The sequence below is a fragment of the Algiphilus aromaticivorans DG1253 genome, assembly GCF_000733765.1.
GTDB classification, from domain to species: Bacteria; Pseudomonadota; Gammaproteobacteria; order Nevskiales; family Nevskiaceae; genus Algiphilus; species Algiphilus aromaticivorans.
This window is the reverse complement of sequence record NZ_JPOG01000001.1, coordinates 1642826-1662555: the sequence shown is the minus strand read 5'-3', so window position 1 is coordinate 1662555 and position 19730 is coordinate 1642826. Positions and strand designations below refer to the sequence as shown.

The 19730-nt window shown below is 67.0% G+C and carries 21 protein-coding genes; 13 read left to right on the top strand and 8 right to left on the bottom strand.

Translation table 11 applies throughout. The annotated features are described in order from the left end of the window. The first annotated feature begins 9 nt into the window (after nucleotides 1-9). Both U743_RS07695 and U743_RS07690 read left to right on the top strand, forming a co-directional pair. The gene (locus tag U743_RS07695; protein WP_043767040.1) at nucleotides 10-747 is read left to right on the top strand and encodes an ABC transporter ATP-binding protein; all 738 of its coding nucleotides are present in this window, start codon (nucleotides 10-12) and stop codon (nucleotides 745-747) included. Next, on the top strand, nucleotides 705-2975 hold the full coding sequence (locus U743_RS07690; protein ID WP_043767037.1) for a DNA internalization-related competence protein ComEC/Rec2: 2271 nt from the start codon (nucleotides 705-707) through the stop codon (nucleotides 2973-2975). The genes U743_RS07695 and U743_RS07690 overlap by 43 nt, the downstream gene beginning before the upstream one ends. On the opposite strand, the gene hisI is transcribed toward U743_RS07690, so the two are convergent. Next, a complete protein-coding gene (gene hisI, locus U743_RS07685) occupies nucleotides 2972-3448 on the bottom strand; it encodes a phosphoribosyl-AMP cyclohydrolase (RefSeq protein WP_043767034.1) in 477 nt (158 codons plus the stop codon). The genes U743_RS07690 and hisI overlap by 4 nt on opposite strands. Nucleotides 3449-3497: 49 nt before the next feature. Here hisI and U743_RS07680 point away from each other — a divergent pair, with 49 nt between their 5' ends. Next, nucleotides 3498-3977: a transcriptional repressor gene (locus U743_RS07680; RefSeq protein ID WP_052368406.1), complete on the top strand. Its 480-nt coding sequence runs from the start codon at nucleotides 3498-3500 to the stop codon at nucleotides 3975-3977. 157 nt (nucleotides 3978-4134) lie between these two features. Here U743_RS07680 and U743_RS07675 read toward each other — a convergent pair whose 3' ends face one another. Continuing rightward, on the bottom strand, nucleotides 4135-5046 hold the full coding sequence (locus U743_RS07675; protein ID WP_232226743.1) for a 6-carboxytetrahydropterin synthase: 912 nt from the start codon (nucleotides 5044-5046) through the stop codon (nucleotides 4135-4137). A gap of 49 nt (nucleotides 5047-5095) precedes the next feature. Between U743_RS07675 and gltX the strand changes: the two genes are divergently transcribed. The 5 genes from gltX to U743_RS07650 are packed head-to-tail and all read left to right on the top strand — an operon-like array spanning nucleotide 5096 to nucleotide 10949. After that, nucleotides 5096-6529 carry a glutamate--tRNA ligase gene (gene gltX / locus U743_RS07670; protein WP_043767030.1) on the top strand — a complete coding sequence of 478 codons (1434 nt, stop codon included), beginning with the start codon at nucleotides 5096-5098 and terminating at the stop codon, nucleotides 6527-6529. Continuing rightward, nucleotides 6526-8451 (top strand): threonine--tRNA ligase, encoded by a 1926-nt coding sequence (gene thrS, locus U743_RS07665; protein ID WP_043767027.1) that lies wholly within the window; start codon nucleotides 6526-6528, stop codon nucleotides 8449-8451. Before gltX ends, thrS begins: the two co-directional genes overlap by 4 nt. Next, nucleotides 8448-9515: a calcium/sodium antiporter gene (locus tag U743_RS07660; RefSeq protein ID WP_043767024.1), complete on the top strand. Its 1068-nt coding sequence runs from the start codon at nucleotides 8448-8450 to the stop codon at nucleotides 9513-9515. The genes thrS and U743_RS07660 overlap by 4 nt, the downstream gene beginning before the upstream one ends. A gap of 26 nt (nucleotides 9516-9541) precedes the next feature. Beyond that, nucleotides 9542-10441, top strand: coding sequence for a M23 family metallopeptidase (locus tag U743_RS07655; protein WP_052367697.1), 900 nt, complete (start codon nucleotides 9542-9544; stop codon nucleotides 10439-10441). Continuing rightward, on the top strand, nucleotides 10428-10949 hold the full coding sequence (locus tag U743_RS07650; RefSeq protein ID WP_052367695.1) for a DUF1499 domain-containing protein: 522 nt from the start codon (nucleotides 10428-10430) through the stop codon (nucleotides 10947-10949). Before U743_RS07655 ends, U743_RS07650 begins: the two co-directional genes overlap by 14 nt. Nucleotides 10950-10959: 10 nt before the next feature. On the opposite strand, the gene U743_RS07645 is transcribed toward U743_RS07650, so the two are convergent. Both U743_RS07645 and U743_RS07640 read right to left on the bottom strand, forming a co-directional pair. Beyond that, nucleotides 10960-11679, bottom strand: coding sequence for a uracil-DNA glycosylase family protein (locus U743_RS07645; protein WP_043767021.1), 720 nt, complete (start codon nucleotides 11677-11679; stop codon nucleotides 10960-10962). A 320-nt stretch (nucleotides 11680-11999) separates the two neighbouring features. After that, nucleotides 12000-12350: a histidine triad nucleotide-binding protein gene (locus U743_RS07640; protein ID WP_043767019.1), complete on the bottom strand. Its 351-nt coding sequence runs from the start codon at nucleotides 12348-12350 to the stop codon at nucleotides 12000-12002. 91 nt (nucleotides 12351-12441) lie between these two features. Here U743_RS07640 and msbA point away from each other — a divergent pair, with 91 nt between their 5' ends. From msbA to kdsB, 4 genes are read left to right on the top strand one after another with little or no spacing between them, the layout of a single operon-like run. Then, the gene (gene msbA / locus U743_RS07635; RefSeq protein WP_052367694.1) at nucleotides 12442-14241 is read left to right on the top strand and encodes a lipid A export permease/ATP-binding protein MsbA; all 1800 of its coding nucleotides are present in this window, start codon (nucleotides 12442-12444) and stop codon (nucleotides 14239-14241) included. Nucleotides 14242-14244: 3 nt separating this feature from the next. Next, nucleotides 14245-15267: a tetraacyldisaccharide 4'-kinase gene (lpxK, locus tag U743_RS07630; protein WP_052367692.1), complete on the top strand. Its 1023-nt coding sequence runs from the start codon at nucleotides 14245-14247 to the stop codon at nucleotides 15265-15267. 36 nt (nucleotides 15268-15303) lie between these two features. Then, nucleotides 15304-15495, top strand: a complete 192-nt coding sequence (locus U743_RS07625) for a Trm112 family protein (RefSeq protein ID WP_043767015.1) — start codon at nucleotides 15304-15306, stop codon at nucleotides 15493-15495. A gap of 7 nt (nucleotides 15496-15502) precedes the next feature. Further along, nucleotides 15503-16255 (top strand): 3-deoxy-manno-octulosonate cytidylyltransferase, encoded by a 753-nt coding sequence (kdsB, locus tag U743_RS07620; protein WP_043767012.1) that lies wholly within the window; start codon nucleotides 15503-15505, stop codon nucleotides 16253-16255. Between the two features lie 11 nt (nucleotides 16256-16266). Here the strand turns inward: kdsB and phaR are convergent, their stop codons facing one another. Next, on the bottom strand, nucleotides 16267-16758 hold the full coding sequence (gene phaR, locus U743_RS07615; RefSeq protein ID WP_052367691.1) for a polyhydroxyalkanoate synthesis repressor PhaR: 492 nt from the start codon (nucleotides 16756-16758) through the stop codon (nucleotides 16267-16269). Nucleotides 16759-16834: 76 nt separating this feature from the next. Then, the gene (gluQRS, locus tag U743_RS07610) at nucleotides 16835-17758 is read right to left on the bottom strand and encodes a tRNA glutamyl-Q(34) synthetase GluQRS (protein WP_052367689.1); all 924 of its coding nucleotides are present in this window, start codon (nucleotides 17756-17758) and stop codon (nucleotides 16835-16837) included. 129 nt (nucleotides 17759-17887) lie between these two features. Between gluQRS and U743_RS07605 the strand changes: the two genes are divergently transcribed. Beyond that, nucleotides 17888-18676, top strand: coding sequence for an HAD-IA family hydrolase (locus U743_RS07605; protein WP_043771618.1), 789 nt, complete (start codon nucleotides 17888-17890; stop codon nucleotides 18674-18676). A gap of 19 nt (nucleotides 18677-18695) precedes the next feature. On the opposite strand, the gene U743_RS07600 is transcribed toward U743_RS07605, so the two are convergent. Together U743_RS07600 and queF are read right to left on the bottom strand one after the other, a co-directional pair. Next, on the bottom strand, nucleotides 18696-19184 hold the full coding sequence (locus U743_RS07600) for an Mpo1 family 2-hydroxy fatty acid dioxygenase (protein WP_052367688.1): 489 nt from the start codon (nucleotides 19182-19184) through the stop codon (nucleotides 18696-18698). 106 nt (nucleotides 19185-19290) lie between these two features. Next, nucleotides 19291-19716 carry a preQ(1) synthase gene (queF, locus tag U743_RS07595; protein ID WP_043767009.1) on the bottom strand — a complete coding sequence of 142 codons (426 nt, stop codon included), beginning with the start codon at nucleotides 19714-19716 and terminating at the stop codon, nucleotides 19291-19293. Nucleotides 19717-19730: the final 14 nt, after the last annotated feature.

Sequence of the window (19730 nt, the reverse complement as noted above, 5' to 3'; positions counted from 1 at the left end):
GAGCGCGGCATGGACGAGGCCACAACAGGGATCGGCAATAGCGTTATCGCGGCCAGCAATCTGGCTAAGCGCTTTATCGACGGCAAGCGCACGCTTACCGTCTTCGAGAAGGTGAATCTGGCGGTAGGCGAAGGCGAGTCGCTGGCCATCGTTGGCGCTTCCGGCGCTGGCAAGTCGACCTTGCTGCACCTGCTGGGCGGCCTCGACCGCCCCGACGAGGGCAGCGTGCATATCGATGGCACGGACATCGCGCAGCTCTCCGACGCCAACCGCAGCCGGTTGCGCAATCGCGCGCTGGGCTTCGTCTACCAGTTCCACCATCTGCTGCCCGAGTTCAGCGCGTTGGATAACGTCGCCATGCCCTTGCTGCTGCGGCGCGAATCGCTGCCGGTAGCCCGTGAGGCGGCTCGCGATGTGCTGCAGCGCGTCGGTCTGGGCGACCGCGAGTCACACAAGCCTGCCGAACTCTCCGGCGGCGAGCGCCAGCGTGCTGCCGTGGCGCGCGCGCTGGTTACGCGCCCGCGCGCATTGCTCGCCGACGAGCCCACCGGCAATCTGGACCGCGACAACGCCGCCCGCGTTTTCGATCTGCTGCTGACACTGAACCGCGAGTTAGGCACGGCGCTGGTAGTCGTCACCCACGACGAGCATCTGGCGGCGCGCATGCAGCGCATCCATTCGCTCGATGAGCTTCCCCCCGCGTCATGCAGCGACGACCCGCAGGCAGTCTCGGCAGTGGCGGACTAGCTTTCAGCCTCGGCATTCTCGGTGTCCTCTGGGCGCCGTGGCTGCCGCCCTGGCTGGCGCTGGCCGCCGGCCTGCCCGTGGCGCTGCTCAGTCCCGCGCGCATCCGCTGGCTGCTGCTCTGTCTGCTGCTGGGCGCGGGCTGGGCGGCGCTCGAGGCCGGGCAGCGGCTGGATGCGCGCTGGCCCACCGCACGCCACGGTGAGGATGTGCAGCTGCGTGGCGTCGTCGCTGATATCCCGGAGGCACGCGGCGAGGACTGGCGCTTCCGCTTCCATCCCGACGACGGGCCCGTGGCCGGCGACATCCGCGTGAGCTGGTACCGCGCTGAGCAGCCACTGGCCGCCGGCGATTGCCTGGATCTCCAGTTGCGCATGCGCACGCCGCGCGGATCGGTCAGTCCGGGTGCCTTCGATTACGAGCGCTGGCTGCTCACCGAGAACTACACCGCCACCGCCTATGTGCGCGAAGCCGAGCGCTGCGGCGCCCGGCCGCAACCGTGGTGGCGGGCGGCACGCGCCGGCCTCAACGCGCAGCTGGGGCAATGGCTCGAAGGACACCCCGGATTGCCCTTGCTGCGCGCGCTCAGTGTCGGCAACCGCAACGGCATCGATGATGCCGATTGGCGCGTGTTGCGCGTCACCGGTACGACGCATCTGCTGGCGATATCCGGCCTGCACGTGGGACTGGTCGCCGGCATCTTTCTTGTTCTCGGCCGCTGGCTCTGGCGGCGCTCGGCCTGGCTTTGCGCCCGCCTGCCGGCGCCGCGGGCCGGCGTGCTCATCGGCAGTCTGGCAGCGCTGGCCTACGCCGCGCTCGCCGGCTTCGCGGTGCCCACGCAGCGCGCGCTGCTGATGTGGGCTGTGCTCGCCGTGGCGCTGTGGTCGGCGCGTGCGGTGCGGCCCGCACACGTGCTGCTGCTAGCCTGGTTGGCGGTGTTGGCCGTGGATCCGCTGGCGGTGTTGTCGGCCGGCACCTGGCTGTCTTTCATCGCGGTGGCCGCGATCGTCCTCGTCAGCAGCGATCGTGCGGCCGGCCTGGGCGCTTGGCTCCGTATTCCCCGCCTGCAGATGGCGTTGCTGGTAGCCCTGGCGCCGGCGACGCTACTCTTTTTCCAGGGCGCGAGTCTGCTGGCGCCGATGGTCAACGCCGTCGCCATTCCATTATTCGGGCTGCTGCTGCCGGTGCTTCTCCTTTCCTTGGTTGGGGCGCTGCTCGGTGGAGGGGGCGCTGCTCTGTGGCCTGTCGCCGAGGCGCTGGCGATGCTGCGCCAAGCGCTGGGCTGGGTTGCCGAGCGGGGTGATTTGCTCTGGGTGCAGGCCGCGCCCGAGCCGCTGACTGTTGCAGCCGCCGCGGTGGGTGCGGCGCTGTTGCTCGCGCCGCAGGCTATCCCGGTGCGTGGCGTGGCGCTGCTGTGCTTCCTGCCCTTGCTGTGGCCGGCGCCGAAGCTGCCGCCGGGGCAGTTCGAGCTGGCTGTGCTGGACGTCGGGCAGGGACTGGCGACGGTGGTGCGCACTCGCAATCACACGCTGGTTTACGACGCCGGGCCAGCCTGGCCGGGTGGCTTCGACGCTGGCGAGGCCATCGTCTTGCCCTGGTTGCGGCATCGCGGCGTTGATCGGATCGATCGCCTGCTGAACTCGCACGGCCACGCCGATCACGCAGGTGGGCTGGAAGCGCTTGCCGATGCGCTGCTGGTTGGCCGCCGGGTGACGAGCGAGGCGGATGGTGGTTGCGAACGTGGACAGGGTTGGCAGTGGGATGACGTCGACTTCCGGGTGCTGCATCCGCCTGCCGCCGCCGGTTGGGAAGGCAACAATCGCTCCTGCGTGCTGCGTATCGCTGCGGGCGAGCACACGGTGCTGCTGACCGGCGATATCGAGGCGGCTGCCGAGATCAGTCTGGTCGATGATCAGGGCGCAGAGCCGCTAAGCGCCACAGTGGTGGTGGCGCCGCATCATGGCAGCCGCACCTCCTCAAGCCCGGCCTTCGTGGCGGCGACGCGGCCCGAGCACCTGTTGGTGCCGGCCGGCTGGCGCAATCGGCACGGGCACCCGGACGCGCAGGTCCTGCAGCGTTGGCGCGCGGTCGACACGCGGATCGACGTGACCGGCTACGCCGGCAGCCTCTGGCTCAGGCTGGGGCAGGGGGTTGACACGCCGAGCTTGCAACGCGCCCGCGACAGCCGTCGCATCTGGCGGGCACCGCCTGCGAAGCCCTCAGAACCCTAGAGCTTCGTCGGGTTCGGCGCGTCGCCGTAGACTTCCTTGGGGTCGAAGCTCTTCTCGTGCTCGCGGAACTCCAGCGGCCTCTCCTCGCCACCTTCGCCCACCGGCACGGCGCGATAAAAGCATGAGCGGTAGCCGACGTGGCAGGAGGCGTCGCCGGCCACCGATACGCGCAGCCAGATGGCGTCCTGGTCGTCGTCGATGCGCAGTTCCTCGACGGTCTGCACCAGGCCGCTGGTGGCGCCCTTGTGCCAGAGCACCTGCCGCGAGCGCGACCAGTAGTGGGCCTCGCCGGTGGCGATGGTCTGGCGCAGCGCCTCTTCGTTCATGTAGCCGAGCATCAGCACTTCGCCGGTGCCGTAGGCGGTGGTGATGCAGGGGATCAGGCCGTGCTCGTCGAAGCGGGGGGCGAGCTCGTTGCCTTCCTCGACCTGCTCGATCGAGTTGCGCGCGTGAAAGCGGATGAAGTCGGACATCGGACGGCGGCGGGTTGCGGCGGGCGCGTGTTATATCATGATGTCAGCCATGAGTAAGCCAGCCCTCCAGGCAGCAAGCGACCCGGCGGCTAGCAGCGCCGCCACCCGCGACGTAGAAGTCGCCTGCGAGCGCCGTGGCGTGCGGCTGACGCCGATGCGGCGAGCGGCCTATGAGGAAATGGTGGAGTACGCCGCACCGATCTCGGCCTACGAGTTGCTCGAGCGCATGCAGCAGTCCACCGGTAAGCGCCTGGCGCCGCCTACGATCTACCGGGCGCTGGACTTCCTGCTGGAAGAGGGCTTCATCCACCGCATCGAGTCGCGCAACGCCTTCGTCGTTTGCGAGCATCCTGGTGAACGTCACGAGAGCGTCTATTTCGTCTGCCGCGAATGCGGCGCCTCGCGCGAGGAGCACCACGCGGAAGTCCGCGACGCCCTCAACGAGCGCGCCAGCTCGCTGGGCTTCGTGCCCAAGCGCCAGGTGGTCGAGGTCTACGGGCTATGCGCGGAGTGTTCGGAAGCTGGCTGATCGGCTGTGGCGCCTAGCGCCTGATCGCTTCCGAGAACCAACAGATTCCACGGAGCGATCGTCTGTAAGCCGCCTTCAGCCCGACCTGCTTTAGAAGGCCTCAGTTATTCAGGAATGGCTAATTGTTTCCTGAAAAACAACGACTAAATATTGCTTTCTATGATTTAGGTGAAACTTCGGCTCTCTCGCCACCGGCGATAGCGCCCTTGTCCACACCCTCGAAGGCGCGCACCTCTAGTACGGCCTCGGGCGGGATGTTGTCGCGGGCGTGCAGGCGCCGGTAGAGCTCGGCAGCGATACATTCGACGGTACTGTCGGTCGTCAGCATGTCGACGCAGTGCTCGGGCAGGGCAAGTTCAAAGTGGCCTTCGGGCGCGTCGTAGGCGAAGCGGATGCGTCCGTTGGCACGGGCGGCGATATCCTCGGCCACGCCCAGATAGATGTCCGTCCAGGCCAGCGCGATTTCGGATTCCAGGTCGCTTCGTCGCTTGCCGTCGGCGTGGATCTCGATGCGCGAACGGTGGCCGTGGGCGATGCGCTGGCAGGCGCCGTCGTGCTTCCGCAGCCCGTGGCAGTAGTGGTAGTAGGCCCCGTCGATGACCTCGTTGCGTATATGGATACCCAGCCGTGTCACTGAAGGTGGCATCAAGGGCTGCAGAAGTTCCTGCAAGCGCTTGGCGACGGTCTCGGGAGTGATCTCCTCGGCGTCAATGCCGGAGATCGCGCAGGGCGGGCCGACGTGCTCGACCGCGCCCATGGCGCTTGGGAAGAGCAGCTGCGTGCCGCCATCGCGGCTCTGGAACTGCAGCGCGTCGGCCTGCATGGGTACCAGCAGGGTGTGATCGATGCTGTCGTCGATGGCCTGCTTGATGCGGCGCTTGACCTGACCGAAGTCGAGCACCATGGACTGGTCGTCCAGCTCGCCCTCCAGCTCCACGTCGACGATCCAGGATTCGCCCACCAGACCGCGCGCGCCGTCGAGGAGAGCGACGTCGGCGATGCACAGGCGATTCACGAAGAGACAGGCCATCTCGCTCCAGGCGGCGCCGTCGGTGGCGGCCGCTGCCATAGTTTAAGATTGCGCGCCGCATTCCTGCCGCAAGCGCGCCTCCTCAGCCATGTCCGTGACCACCCGCTTCGCCCCGAGCCCGACCGGTTTCCTGCATATCGGCGGTGTGCGTACGGCGCTGTTTTCCTGGCTGTTCGCGCGCGGTCGCGATGGCCGCTACGTGCTGCGCATCGAGGATACCGATCGCGAACGCTCCACCGACGAGGCCGTGCAGGCCATTCTCGATGGCCTGAGCTGGCTGGGGCTGGACGCTGACGAGGCGCCCGTCTACCAGTCCGCGCGCAGCGAGCGCTATCGCGAGGTCATCGACCATCTGCTGGCCGAGGGGCTGGCCTACCGCTGCTATGCCTCCAAGGAGGAGCTGGACGCCATGCGCGAGGCGCAGCGCGCGCGCAAGGAAAAGCCGCGCTACGACGGCCGCTGGCGGCCGATGCCGGGCAAGGAGCTGCCCGAGCCGCCGGCCGGCGTCGACCCGGTGATCCGCTTCGCCAATCCACTGGAGGGCGAGGTCGTGGTCAGCGACGAGATCAAGGGCGTGACGCGCTTCGACAATGCCGAGTTCGATGACCTGATCATCGCGCGCGCCGACGGCAGTCCGACCTACAACCTCTGCGTGGTTGTCGACGACATGGACATGGGCATCACCCACGTCATCCGCGGCAACGATCACGTCGCCAACACGCCGCGTCAGGTCAATATCCTCAAGGCGCTGGGTGTCGAGCCGCCGGTCTACGCGCATGTGCCGATGATTCTCGGCCCCGACGGGGTGAAGCTCTCCAAGCGCCACGGCGCGGTCAGCGTCACCGAGTACCGCGCCATGGGTTTTTTGCCCGACGGCCTGCTGAACTATCTGGTGCGCCTGGGCTGGAGTCATGGCGACCAGGAGGTCTTCTCGCGCGAGGAGATGATTCAGCACTTCAATCTGGAGCACATCTCCTCCAGCCCGGCGCGCTTCGACATGGAGAAGGCCTGGTGGGTGAACCACCAGTATCTGAAGCAGGCGCCGCACGACATCCTGGTGCCCGAGCTGGTCTGGCACCTGCAGCGCCTCGGCATCGACGCCGAGAGCGACGCGCGTCTGCCCGCCATCGTCGATGCCCAGCGCGAGCGCTGCCGCAGCATGGCGGAGATGGCCGAGAAGTCGGTCTTCTTCTTCAGCGCCCCGCAGGAATACGCCGAGAAGGACGCCAAGAAGCATTTCAAGGAGCCGGCACCGGAGGTGCTGCAGGCGCTGCGCGGTCGGCTGGCCGAGGCCGACTGGCAGGCAGAGGCGCTGCATGCGGTCGTGCACGAGGTCGCGGGCGCGAACGAGCTTGGCCTCGGCAAGGTCGCTCAGCCGCTGCGCGTGGCGCTGTCCGGTGCTGCCGTGACTCCCCCCATCGATCAGACGCTGGCGCTGATGACGCGCGAGGATGTGCTCGCACGCATCGACGCCGCCATCGTCTGGCTTTCCGCCAACGCCGACGCAGCCGCCAGCTCATGAGCATTGCCATCACCTTCCCCGACGGGCGCACCGAGTCCTTCGAGCAGCCGCCCACCGGCCTCGATATCGCCCAGCAGATCAGTCCCGGCCTCGCGAAGAAGGCCGTGGGCGTCAAGATCGACGGCGAGCTGCGCGACCTGACGCGCCCCATCGAGCACGACGCCCAGATCGAGATCGTCACGCGCGATCAGCCGGATGGGCTGGAAGTGCTGCGCCACGACGCCGCCCACGTCATGGCGCAGGCCGTTCAGGAGCTGTATCCCGGCACGCAGATCACCTTCGGCCCGACGACGGACACCGGCTTCTATTACGACTTCGTTCGCGAGGAGCCCTTCAGCGAGGACGATCTGGCGGCCATCGAGCAGCGCATGAAGGAGATCGTGCAGCGCGATCTGCCCATCCAGCGCCAGGTCTGGGATCGCGACGCGGCCATCGAGCATTTCAAGAATATCGGCGAGACCTACAAGGCGGAATGGATCGCCGAGGGTATCGACCCGAACGCCGAGATCACCGTCTATACCCAGGGCGAGGACTGGGGCGACCTCTGCGTCGGCCCGCATCTGCCCTCGACGGGACGCTTGGGCACGGCGTTTAAGCTGCACAAGCTGTCGGGGGCCTACTGGCGTGGCGACAAGAACAACGCCCAGCTACAGCGCATCTACGGCCTGGCCTTCGCCGACGAAAAGCAGCTGAAGGCGCATCTGCAGATGCTGGAGGAGGCCGCCAAGCGCGACCACCGCAAGCTCGGCCGCCAGCTCGATCTCTTTCACTTCCAGGAAGAGGCGCCCGGCTCGGTCTTCTGGCACGCCAAGGGCTGGACGGTCTTCCAGAGCCTGATCGACTACATGCGGCGCCAGCAGCAGGCCGCCGGCTATCACGAGGTCAACACGCCCGACATGATGGACCTGGAGCTGTGGAAGCGCTCCGGTCACTGGGAGAACTACGGCGAGAACATGTTCACGAGCGAGCGCGACGAGGACCGCATCCTTGCGCTCAAGCCGATGAACTGCCCCGGCCATGTCGCTGTGTTCAATCAGGGTCTGCGCTCCTACCGCGAGTTGCCCTTCCGCATCGCCGAGTTCGGCAAGGTGCACCGCTTCGAGCCCAGCGGCGCGCTGCACGGCCTGCTGCGCGTGCGCAGCTTTACGCAGGACGACGCCCACGTCTTCTGTACACGCGATCAGATGCATCAAGAGTGCATCAATATCACGCGCCTGACCCTTGATATCTACAAGGATTTCGGCTTCGAGGACATCGTCATCAAGCTCTCCACCCGGCCCGAAAAGCGCATCGGCGCTGACGAGCTGTGGGACCAGGCCGAGTTGGCATTGGCGCGCGCGCTGGATGATCTTGGGCTGAAGTACAGCGTCTTCGAGGGCGAGGGCGCCTTCTACGGCCCGAAGCTGGAGTTCGTGCTCAGAGACGCCATCGGGCGCGACTGGCAGTGCGGCACGCTGCAGCTGGATTTCAATCTTCCCGGCCGGCTCGACGCCGAGTACGTCGGCGAGGACAGCGCCAAGCACACGCCGATCATGATCCACCGCGCCATGTTCGGCTCGCTGGAGCGCTTCTTCGGCATCCTCATCGAGCACCACGCCGGCAACCTGCCGCTGTGGCTGTCGCCGGTGCAGGTGCAGGTGGCCACCATCGTCTCGGATGCTGACGACTACGCCCGCGAGCTTTGCGCGCGAATGTTGCGCGCCGGCGTGCGCGCCGAAACCGACCTGCGCAACGAGAAGATCAACCTCAAGGTGCGCGAAGCCTCGCTGGCCAAGGTACCGATCATCGCCGTCGTGGGCAGACGCGAGGCCGAGGAGGGCACGGTGGCGCTGCGTCGCCTCGGCAGCAAGGAGCAGGAAACGCTTTCCGCCGACGATGCCGTCAACCAGCTGCTAAAGGAATCGAGGCCGCCCGGCGTATGACGCTGTCCATCTTCCTGATGATCGGCGGTGGGCTCGTAGGCCTCGTTGTCGCTGCGCACTGGTTGGTGGAAGGTGCCGCCCGCCTGGGTCAGCGGATAGGTATCTCGGCCATCATCATCGGTCTGACCATGGTGGCCTTCGGCACCAGCGCGCCGGAGCTGGCTGTGTCGCTGCGCGCGGGTTTCAGCGGTTCGGCGGACATCGCCGTCGGCAATATCGTCGGCAGCAACATATTCAATATCCTGCTGATCCTGGGGCTGTCGGCGGTGATCCTGCCGCTGGCCGTGCACGCGGATGTGCTCAAGCGCGATCTGCCGCTGATGATTGGCGTGGCGGCGCTGGCCTGGTTGATGGCTGTCGACGGCCGCATCAGTACACCGGATGGCCTGTTATTGACCGCGATTCTGGCGGCTTACCTCGGCTGGCTGGTGATGGCTGTACGCAAGGGCCGCGCCGAGCTCGATCCGGAAGCGCAGGAAGCCGCGCAGAAGAAGCCGCGCGCGCTGTGGATCGACCTGCTCAGCGTTGTCGCGGGTATAGGCGGCTTGGTGCTGGCCGCCGACTTTCTGGTTACCGGTTCCGTCGAGCTGGCACGGCTGCTCGGCGTCTCCGAGCTGGTCATCGGCCTGACGATCGTCTCGCTGGGTACCTCTCTGCCGGAGCTTGCGACCTCGCTGATGGCCGCTATCAAGGGTGAACGCGACATTGCGGTGGGCAATATCGTCGGCTCCAATCTCTTCAACATCCTGTCAGTACTGGGCCTGACTGCGCTCATCGCCCCCGGCGGCCTGTTGATCTCGGCGCAGGCCATCGCGCTGGATTTTCCGGTTATGGTTGCGGTGTCGCTGCTCTGCGTGCCGATCTTCTTCATCGGCTTGCGTATCAGCCGCGCCGACGGCGCCATGATGCTGCTGCTGCTCGCAGGCTATCTGAGCGTGCTGGTGCTGCTGGCACGCGGGCAATTGTTCTCGACGGCGGCCATCTGGCAGATCGGCGCTGCGGCGGCAATCTTCGTCCTGCTCGTGCAGGGGGGCAGCGTGTTGCGGGTGCGGGCTTCGCAGTGAGTCCCTGCGCGGGCATCATTGGGCCCATGTCGAAAACTTCATCCTTCGCCGCATTGCTCCTGCCGCTGGCCGCGTGCTTGCTCGCTTTGCCGGTTCCTGCTCTCGCTGAGAATGTCTCGGACGGCGAGCGGATTGCCGTCGACTGGCTCCCGGGTAGCCGCTTCGAGCAGGGCGGCCTGCTGCGCGGCCAGGTGCCTTCCGGCACCAGAGTCTGGCGCGATGAGCGCGAGCTGCGCGTCGATGGGCAGGGGCGCTTTGTCGTAGGTCTGCATCGCGACGCCCCGGAGCGCTTGCGCTTGCGTGTGCAGCCGCCCGACGGCGAGGTCGCTGAACGCGCTTTCCCTATCGACCAGCGTGAATATCAGGTTCAGCGCATCGACGGCCTGCCGAGCAGCATGGTGACGCCATCGGAATCGGTGCTGCAGCGGATTGGCGAGGAGGCCGCTCGAGTCCGCTCCGCGCGTGCGCACGACTCGGGTCTGGAATCGGCGCACGAAGGTTTTGTCTGGCCGGTGACTGGCCCCATCAGCAGCGTCTACGGCAGCCGCCGCATTCTCAACGGCGAGCCACGCCAGCCGCACTACGGCATCGACATCGCCGCGCCGACAGGCCGGCCTATCCGCGCGACTGCGGGAGGCATCGTGCGCATGGCCGAGACGGATCTCTACTACACCGGCGGCACCGTCATCATCGATCACGGCCACGGCTTGTCCAGCACGTACCTGCACATGTCCCGCCTCGACGTCGCCGAAGGCGATCGCGTCGCGCAGGGCGAGACCATCGGAGCTGTCGGTGCTACCGGGCGCGTTACCGGCGCGCACCTCTGCTTCCGCTACAACTGGTTCGACAAGCGGCTGGACCCGGCGCTGCTGCTGCCCGAGGATCAGCCGGCCACCGAGGAGACCGCAGCGCATGAGCCTTCCTGATCGACAGCGCGGCAGTGTCATGCTGTGCCGTATCGCCGTGCCGGTCATCGGCCTGCTTGTACTTATCGCAGCCTATGGCCTCTATGCCACGCTTACCCCACCGGCGACATTGGCCGGTCCGGACGGCGAACTTGCGCGCTGTCCATCGCGGCCGAGCTGCGTCTTCAGCGGCGCGGATGAGGCGCCGCACGCCATCAAGCCGCTGCAAGTGGACGCCGACCCGGAGACTGCCTGGCAGCAGCTGACAATGGCTGTGCTGGAAATGCCGGGCCTCTATCGCATGAGCGCGAAGGGCGATTACATGCACGCCGTCTTCGTTACGCCGACGATGCGCTTTCGCGACGATCTGGAGCTGAAGCTGCGCGACGACGGCGAGATCGCAGTGCGCTCGGCCTCGCGCTTCGGCTATCGCGATTTCGGCGTCAACCGCGAGCGCGTCGAGGAACTGCGCCGTCGGTTGAACGAGGCCGCTTCTCAGGGCGAGGGCAGCGGCGCCGATTCTCGCTAAGCGCGCAATGTCAGTCGGGTAACGCCACGCTCAGGTCATCGCGCAGCTGGCGCTCGACGGCCTCGGTCCAGCCCCGATTGGCCGCCGGACTGGCGGGGCTGGGATGCAGGACGCTACCGATCTCGTAGCCGAGCCCGCTTAGTGCCGCCTGCGCGCGCTGCTTCGCGAAGGCACCGATGCCGATGATCAGTTGCGGTTGCAGCGCCTCGGCGGTCTTTCGCAGCGCGTCATCGCAGACCGCATAGAGCGCCTCGCGCTCGGCCGCCGGCAGCTTGTCCGGTGTGCGGTTGCGGCCACTGTCCTCCATGAAGACCAGCGGGCAGTAGTTGGCGACGAAGAAACGCGCGAAGAAGGCTTCGGGGCTGCCGAAGCGCTCGCGCGCCCAGCCCCACAGCCGCGTGCCGCTGACCTCACTGCGTGGGCAGTCGAAGCCCTGCACGGGACGCTTGGGGTGTTCCGGATCCGGCTTGCCCACCTCGGATTCGATGCCCATCCAGTCGCGCACGATGCCGACATCGCCGAAGGGCACGCCCGTCTGCGCCATCCCGAAGGGCCCCGGGTTCATGCCCAGCATGAGGATTTCCCGCGGCCCGGTGCCGAAGCGCGCTAGGTAGGTTTCGTGCGGCTCGCGGGCGTAGTCGAGCGGGTTGTAGATGTAGGCGACCGGGTCGCTGAAGCGCAGCTTCGAGACGGCGGCGCTGAGGTCGCGGCTGATTGTGGTCAGGCTCATGGGGGTGTTGTCAGGAACTCGCCGCAGATTGTGGCGGATTGCTTGGTGGCAGGTAGGGGCTCCTGCCGCAGGCGCGCTTCAGGGGGACGGCTTTAGCCCGAGTTTGCTGTGCTTCGTTGGGCCGCTCGCTGTTCCTCGCTCGCGAATCGAAGTGCCCCGGCGCCGGCAGTCCGTGCCCCGGCCCTTCGGCGGTGCGCGAGCCGCCAAGAGACATTGGCCGTGCGCCTCATCGGCTGCCGCGGGCACTAAACTCGGTCATCCGGACCTCGTTAAGTGCCCCGGCCCGGGCCATCCTTGGCCCGGGCGCTCGCCCGCTGCGATCACCCCGGCGGCCATGCCAGCGGCCGGCCGGCCAGGATGTGGAGGTGCAGGTGGAAAACGCTCTGGCCGGCTTCGGCGCCGTTGTTGACGACCAGGCGGAAGGCCTCGCCGAAGCCCTCGTCCGCGGCAATCTTCGGGGCGACCAGCATCATGTGTCCCAGCAGCTGTTGGTCAGCCGGCTCGGAGTCGCACAGCCGCGGGATCGGCTTGCGCGGTACCAGCAGGATGTGGGTGGGCGCGCCGGGATTGACGTCGCGGAAAGCCACGCAGTGCTCGTCCTCGTGGACGATCGTGCCGGGGATCTCGCGGTCGATGATCTTCTGGAAAAGCGTCTTGTCTTGTTCGGACATGAGGGATGCCGGTTTGCTGCGGAAAAGGAGGCGCGCGGGGTCGCGCGCCGTAGGCGTTACCATAACGCGCCCAGGCCCGTCGTCGCCGACCATGACGTATTCCGCAATCCTCAAGCCGATCGAAGCCGGCGAGGCTTATCACCGCCTGCTGAGATACCTGCGGCCGCTGATGCTCCCCTTCGTGCTGGCCATCATTGCGATGGCGTTGTTCGCGGCCTCGAACGTCGGCTTCATCGCCATGATGCAGCCGCTGCTCGACGAGAGTTTCGTCGCCAAGAACCGCGATGATGTGACCTGGATTCCGCTGGCGATCATCGGCCTCTTCCTGCTGCGCGCCAGCTCCAACTTCGGCGCGCTCTACGGCATGGCCTATGTCGGCCGCGGCGTCATCCGGGATTTGCGCCAGGATCTCTTCAATCACCTGCTGACGCTGCCGGTGATGTTCTATGACCACAACAGCTCCGGCCAGCTGCTGACGCGGCTGACCTATCACGTCGAGCAGGTGGCTGAGTCGATCACGACGGCGTTGACGGCGATCATCAAGGAAGGCCTGACGGTCATCGGTCTGCTCGGCCTGATGTTCTATCTGGAGTGGCGGCTGACGCTCTTCACACTGGCGGTGGTGCCCTTCGTGGCGCTGATCATCAATTACGTTGCCAAGCGCTTCCGGAAGATCTCGACGCGCATTCAGGGCTCGGTGGGCGGTCTGAACCACGTCGCTGAAGAGGTCATCACCGGCCAGCGCACGATGAAGATCTACGGCGGCGAGGAGTTCGAGCGCAGCCAGTTCCTGACCGCCAATCGCCAGAATCGTAAACTGCAGATCAAGCTTGCGGCGACGCAGGCAATGTCCTCCGGCATCGTCCAGTTCCTTGCCTCCTTCGCGCTGGCCGCGGTGGTCTATTACGCCACCACGCCGGGGATGATCGAGTCGCTGACGCCGGGCACCTTTGTTTCCTACGTCGGTGCCATGCTGTCGCTGATGAACCCGATCAAGGAGCTGACGCGCGTCAACGAGCGCATCCAGCGCGGCATCGCGGCGTCGCAGGAAATCTTCGGCATGCTCGAAGCCGAGCCGGAGCGCGACGACGGCACGCTGCACCCGACGCAAGTCGACGGTGCGCTGCGCTTCGAGTCGGTGGACTTCCGCTATCCCGGCCACGAGGAGCTTGTGCTGCAGGAAGTCGAGCTCGACATCCCGTCGGGATCAACCGTGGCTTTCGTTGGGCGCTCCGGCTCCGGCAAGTCGACGCTGCTGTCTCTGCTGCCACGCTTCTACGATCCGATCGGCGGGCGCATTCTGCTCGATGGCCAGGATCTGCGCGACTACAACCGCCGCGCGCTGCGCAGCCAGATCGCGATGGTCGACCAGCAGGTGCGGCTCTTCAATGCCAGTATTGCCGACAATATCGCCTACGGCCTGCAGCCGCGTCCGGACAACGTCACCATTGAGGCGGCCGCTCGCGATGCCTACGCGTGGGAATTCATCGAGAAGTTGCCCGACGGTCTGGAAACGCATGTGGGCAGCAACGGCGTGCTGCTCTCCGGCGGCCAGCGCCAGCGTCTCGCCATTGCGCGCGCGCTGCTGAAGAACGCGCCGCTGCTACTATTGGATGAGGCCACCTCGGCGCTGGACACCGAATCCGAGCGATACATCCAGGGCGCGCTGGCGCGGCTGATGGAGGGGCGCACGACACTCGTCATCGCGCATCGGCTTTCCACCGTGCGTGACGCGGATCAAATCGTCGCCATGGCCGACGGCCGCATCATGGAGGTCGGCACGCACGAGCAGCTGCTCGCCCACGGCGGGGTCTACGCCAGCCTCTACGCCATGCAGTTCCGCGAAGAGGCCGAAGGCACAGCCGCCGCGGAGGCTGCTGCGGATGCCTAGAACATGAGCCTGCGGGCAGCCATCGAGGCGCGCTGCAACGCGCTCTGGTACGCCGAAGCGCCGCCTCCGGCGACGCTGCGCCCGCTGGCCGCGCTCTACGGCCGCATCGCCGACCGCCGTGCTGCCCGCCAGCGCGCAGCCGTGGAAGCGCTGCCGCTGCCAGTGGTTGTGGTCGGCAATATCACCGCCGGCGGCGCCGGCAAGACACCGCTGTGCATCGAACTGGTGGAACGCGCTCGCGCGCGCGGGCTTCGTCCCGGCGTGGTCAGCCGTGGCTACGGCCGGGCAGGGGCGGCGCCCGCTCTCGTGCGCGCCGACAGCGACCCCGGCGCGGTCGGTGATGAACCGCTACTCATTGCGCGTCGCACGGGCGCGCCGGTCTGCGTGGCGCGCGACCGGCGCCAGGCTGTGCAGCAACTCGCCGAGCGTGGCGATGTCGATTTCGTCATCGCCGACGACGGCCTGCAGCATTACCGCATGCCGCGCGTAGCCGAGCTCTGCGTGGTCGACGGTCGGCGCGGTCTGGGCAACGGCTGGCGCCTGCCCGCCGGGCCGCTGCGTGAGCCGGAGGCGCGCTTGGCGGCCTGCGATCTGGTGGCTGTCAACGGCTCCGGTGAGCGCGGCGAAGCGTTGCGCGCGGCGCACAACGGTGCGCGCTTCGACCTGATACTGGACGAGGCCCTGGCGATGGCCGACGACCGGCATGTGCCGCTGTCCGCCTTCAATGGCCAGCGCGTGCACGCTACCGCCGGCATCGGCGATCCGGAGCGCTTTTTCACGGCGCTGCGCGAAGCGGGCCTCGATGTCGTCACGCACCCGCTGGCCGATCACGAAACCGTGCCGGATGCCGTGCTGGCGGCCGCCGGCGATTCGCCGCTGTTGATGACCGAGAAGGACGCCGTCAAACTGCCGCCCGAGCGCGTCGTCGGCCGCACCTGCTTCGCCGTGGCCGCGCGGCTGCAGTGGGCCGGTGATGGTGCGGCGCGTATCGACGGACTGCTGACCCGCATCGCGCTGCGCGCATAAGCGCTATCGTTTCCCTTTCTCTGCCCCAGGCTCTTCATGGACAAGCATCTGCTCGACATTCTCGTTTGCCCGGTGACCGGTGCGCCGCTGATCTGGCGCGAGGCCGACCAGGAGCTGTGGTCGAAGGCCGGCAAGCTGGCCTATCCCGTGCGTGACGGCATCCCCGTCATGCTGGAAGAGGAAGCGCGCACGCTGAGCGAAGCCGAGCTGGACCAGGTCCGCGACTGAGTCGTTTGTGAGCGCCGACTTCGACGTCGTCATCCCGGCGCGGCTGGGTTCCACGCGCCTGCCCGGCAAGGTGCTTGCCGATATTGGCGGGCGGCCGTTGATCGCGCATGTTTATGACCGCGCGGTCGAGGCCGGAGCGCGCTCGGTGGTTATCGCTGCCGACAACGAGCGCGTGGTGGAAGCCTGCCGCGCATTCGGTGCCGATGTACAGCTGACCTCGCCCATGCATCACAGCGGCACCGACCGCGTGCATGAGGTCGCCACCGCGCGCGGCTGGAAGGACGATCGCTGCATCGTCAATCTGCAGGGCGATGAGCCGATGATGCCGCCCGAGGTGGTGGCGGCCTGCGCGAGCAAGCTGGTGGAGGATCCGGAGGCCGCGATCAGTACCTGTGCGCACGCTCTTTCGGATCCGGAGGCCTTCGCCAACCCCAATGTCGTCAAGGTTGTCTGCGACGCGCGTGACCGGGCGCTTTACTTTTCGCGTGCGCGCATCCCTTTCCCGCGCGACGCCGATGGCGCCGACTGCCCGGAAAGCGCGCTGCGCCATATCGGGGTCTACGGCTATCGGGTGGCGGCGCTGCGCCGCTTCGCCAGCCTGCGGCCCGGAATCCTGGAGGCGCTGGAGGCGCTGGAGCAGCTGCGCGCACTGGAGCAGGGCATGCCCATCGCGGTGGCGCGGGTCGTCGCCGCGCCGGGGCGCGGCGTTGATACGGAAGCGGATCTGGAATCGGTGCGCGCGCTACTCGCCGGCGACTGAGCTCCGGCGGCTTACTGCTTCTGGCCGTTTCGCGCGTCGCGCGCGGCTTTTTCTCGGCCCAGGTTCTTCAAGAATTCACGACGCACCGTGCGCCAGATCGGCACGTGCTCCTCGGCCATCTCACGCAGCTGATGGAAGGGCTGCTCGGCACGGCCGAGCATGGTCCGAAGCTGGTCCGAGAAGTGATGCTGCTTCTCCAGGAACATCTGCATCGACAGCTCCAGGTAGCGGCTGATGCTGCCCTGCATCGGGTCGCCGTAGAAGCGGATGATGTGTTTGAGAAGGTCGGTCTGAAAGATGGGGTCGCCGCCCTGTTCCTGCTCGGCGATGACCTGCAGCAGGATCGAGCGCGTGATGTCGTCGTGGGTGCGTTTGTCGATGACCTGGAAGGGCCGGTTGTCGAGCACCAGCTGACGGATCTCCTCCAGTGTGATGTAGCGGCTGATGGCCGTGTCGTACAAACGGCGGTTCGGATACTTCTTGATGACGCGCACGTCGCTCATGGGTGCCCTGTCCGGAAAATGCTGCGGTGCATTATAAATCGGCGGGGACGTTAGCACGCGCGTTATGTGTGCACTATTACGTGTCGTTGTCGACAACGATGTTTTGCGGCACAGAGGAGGCGGTGCGCGCGCGCCAGCTGACCACGGCGGCGTCCAGGATGTCGGCGGGCGCGCTGCCTGCATCCGCTTCCTTGGGCGCGACGCCCAGCCAGCCGCAGCACCACAGCAGCGAGGCGGCGGCCTGTGTCTCGTCGATGGGCGCAGCGTGATTCTGCTTGGAGAGCTTGGCGCCGTCAGCGCGTTGCAGCAGCGGACCATGTCGGCTGCGCGGCCGCGCATGGCGCAGCGCGTCCAGAACGGCCCAGTGCATGAAGGTGGGCACAAGAAGATCCGCGCCGCGCACGACATGGGTGATACCCATGGCGCGCTCGTCCACCGCGCAGGCCAGCGCGTACCCCGGAATGCCGTCGCGCCGCTGCAGCACGAAGTCGCCGACATCGCGCTGCCAGTCGCCCCTCAGCACGCCCTGCCAGTCGTCCTCCAGGCGCGCTGCACCGACCGGCGCACGCAGGCGCAGCGCCAGACCGTCGTCGCCGTCATCAGCCAGGCCGCGACTGCGGCAGCGGCCACTGTAGACCGGCCCCCACGCGCCTGTGGTGGATTCATCCTTGAGGCGTCGGCGCGTGCAGTCGCAGCCGTAAACGCGCCCGGCTGCGCGCAGCTCGGCCAGTGCCTCAACGTACTCGGCGCGATGTGCGCTCTGGTAGCGCGGCGCCTCGTCCCAGTACAGGCCATGCGCTTCCAGCTGATGGAGAATGCGGTCGTTGTGTGCTGGATCGCAGCGCGGGCCGTCGAGATCGTCGATGCGCAACAGCCACGCGCCGCCTGCCGCGCGCGCGTCGAGATAGCTGAGCAACGCGGTCAGCAGCGAGCCCAGATGCAGCGGTCCGGAGGGGGTGGGGGCGAAGCGGCCGCGGTAGACCGGATGAGAGGCCGTCATGAGGGGCATGGTAGGGCAGCGGCGGGCAGCCGGTATTGCTAAGCTATTACAGCGATGGAGACGCAGACAGCGGCATCAGAACAACCGGACAGCTCCGGGCAGATCGGGCGTAACAGCTCGGCGGTGAACATGCTTCGGGCGATCTGTTTCGATCTCGACGGCACCCTTGCCGATACCGAGCCTCTCGGTCATCGTCCGGCCTACAACCGCGCCTTTCGCGAAGCCGGTCTCGGCTGGCGTTGGACCGCGAAGCTCTACCGCGACCTCCTGCAGCACCCCGGCGGCGGGCGCGATCGTCTGCGCCACTACATGCAGAGCTACGAGCCGGAATGGCCCGAGGCCATGGAGCTGGACACCAGCGACCCGGAGGCTCTGATCCGCGATCTGCATGCGCGCAAGGCGCAGCATTTCCACAAGATTGTCGAGAAGGGCGAGGTGCCGCTGCGCCCCGGTGTCGAGCGACTGATCGGCGAGGCCAGCGCGGCAGGCGTGAAGCTGGCGGTGGTCAGCAACGCCAGCCGCGGCACGGTGGCCTCGCTGCTGGCGCACAGCCTGGGCAAGACCATCGGCGGCCAGCTTGACGTTGTTCTATGCGGCGACGAGGGCTACGCCAAGAAACCGGCGCCGGATCTCTACCTTGAAGCCATGCGCCAACTCGGCGTACAGCCGGATGAAGCCATCGCGGTGGAGGACTCGCGCCTTGGTCTGCGTGCGGCGCTGGATGCCGGCATGGCCACGGTGGTGACCCTCAACAAGATCACGCGCAACGAGGATTTCTCCGGCGCGGATCTGGTCGTCGATAGCCTCGGCGAGCCGGAAGCGCCAACCACACTGGCGCGGCCGACGCTGCTCAACGAAGGCTGGGTGACGCTGGCGGATCTGCGCGCCGCGCAGCAGCGACACGCCAGTCTGGCCTGAGCGCGCCTCCGGTCTCGCGTTAGCGCGCTTGCGGCGTCTCGGTGAAGAAGCCGCCGCAGAGCTCATCCACCACGAAGAGCGGCCCGATCAGCAGAAAGAGCAGATCCTCGGCGAAGGAGGGCTTGGCGCCCTCGACCTTGTGGCCGTAGAACTGCGCGGCCCAGGCCGCCACCCAGATCGCTGCGCTGGTCCAGAGCAGCGACAGCGGGCTGGCCGCGATGAGCAGGATGCCGCCGATGCTGACGGTCAGCCAACCACCCATGATCAGCGCCGCGCTGAACGACAGTTGCAGGTAGAACAGTGCCGACACCGCAGCCAGAACAGTGGCGCCGTTGACCCAATCTGCGATTGCGCCTTCCAACCCGAACCAGGCGCCCAGCGGAAGGCACCACAGCAGCCCCAACGTGGCGAAGAAGATCAGGGGCACGCAGACGAAATGGATAAGCCGATTCGTCGGGTTGCGGTGGCTGACGCCGTAAGCGTCGAGATACTGGTTGAGTGTCTTCATCGTGGAGCGAATCCGGGGTGTGAATGACTGTACACAATGGTGCACCCGGCATCGTGCCGCGTCACTCGTAGATTCTGCGTAATGGATTTGTCGGAGTCGTGACGGCTCAGCCGCCCGGCAGTGCCGCCGCGGTAGGGTCCGAATGCCAGGCCGCCGGCGGCAGCGCGCCCTGCCAGCCCTCGGCGCGGTGCTCGACCACGACGTGCGTGTAGACGCCGCCGCGCACGTTGAAGACCGCCGTCAGGCGCATGAAGCGCGGGGAAATAGCCGCGACCATGTCGTCGAGCATGCGGTTGGTGACGGCCTCGTGGAAGTGCCCCTCGTCGCGGAAGGCCCAGACGTAGAGCTTCAGCGCCTTCAGCTCCAGGCAGTGCGCCTCCGGTACGTACTCGAGATAGAGCGTGCCGAAATCCGGCTGGCCGGTCTTCGGGCACAGGCAGGTGAACTCGGGCAGGCGCATGCGGATGGTGTAGTCGCGCTGCGGCGCGGGGTTGTCGAAGCGCTCGAGGCTGCGGTCGGGCTGCGTGGTCATGACGGCTGGCGGGG